The sequence below is a fragment of the Cupriavidus sp. WS genome (assembly GCF_000395345.1).
Taxonomy (GTDB): Bacteria; Pseudomonadota; Gammaproteobacteria; order Burkholderiales; family Burkholderiaceae; genus Cupriavidus; species Cupriavidus basilensis_B.
In genome coordinates this window covers 1-1,073 of record NZ_AQPL01000666.1, presented here as the reverse complement: position 1 = coordinate 1,073, position 1,073 = coordinate 1, and the positions used below count along the sequence as shown (strand labels likewise).

The following is a 1,073-nucleotide window of genomic DNA, read 5'->3' as shown; positions in this document are numbered from 1 at the left end:
AAGTGACGGTACGAAAAGCTAGCACTGGCGCGGAGGTGGTGTTGGTAGATCGTTGATTTCATTGACTTTCCTGTTCACTTTCAAATCTGCGATTCGTGGCGTCAAACCGTGGTCGGTTTCATCCATTGGTGCCAGTTATCGATGCATTTGGCCGCGAAGGCAGGATTTGGTCAGCATAGCGGTCAACCGGGAAGCGAAACACACCCCGCAAGTTGATGCTCTCCAGCCTGGTGGGCGCAATCTTCCCGATCAGTTCCGGTGGAATGACCTGGCGGCGGTTCGACCAGCGATCCAGGACCGCCTGCATCTGTGAGGTATTCCACGCCATCACGATGTTGGCCATCAGGCTCAACGCATCGGCCACAGCCTGCATTTCATCGACACGTTTGGCCTGCGCCGGGCTGATCCGGCCGGTATAAATGGCGCGCTTGAGGGCGTTAACAGCCTCGCCCCGATTGAGCACCCGGCGCAACTCGTTCCTGAAAGCGTCCTTGACAAAGTAGTCAGCCAAAAACGCCGTACGCAGCAACCGCCCCAATTGCACGCCAGCCTCATAGATTGGATCGCCCTGGGCGGCAGAACCGAACCGCGCAAGAGCTGCCACCGCACTGGCATGTCCGCTCATGACCGAGGCTGCCAGGTGCACCAGACTATCCCAATGCTTTTCGATCAAAGCGACGTCGACATTGGCTTCGCACACCGCAGCGATTTCTGCGGGCACTTTGGTGCCGCGTGGCACAAAGAGGTGGCGCTGTTTGAGTTCCTTCAACCGCGGGCAAAGATCAAAACCAAGCAAACGGGCATGTGACATGGCAAAGTCGGTGTAGCCATGGGTATCCACAGCAAGCTGGCTGGTCTCCAGCTTTTCTTGGCGGATGACACCTTCAATGGCCACGCCCGCCTGGCGCTCATTGAGCACAAAGGGCTGCGCATGGAAGATGCCCCACCGGTCTTTTACATGGGAGTAGATTCCAATGGAAGGTGTGTTGCGCCGAGGATCAAGCCGGGCTTGCCACACCCGTTTGGTGGTCTCCATGCTCATCATGTCAGAAGATGCCAAATCGGACCGCCCC

1 protein-coding gene is annotated in these 1,073 nt (G+C 57.4%); it reads right to left on the bottom strand.

What is annotated here, in order from left to right:
* Positions 1–118: 118 nt before the first annotated feature.
* Positions 119–1,073 (bottom strand): Tn3 family transposase (locus K206_RS0136290; protein ID WP_043367956.1); only part of this gene is annotated, 955 nt, incomplete at its 5' end.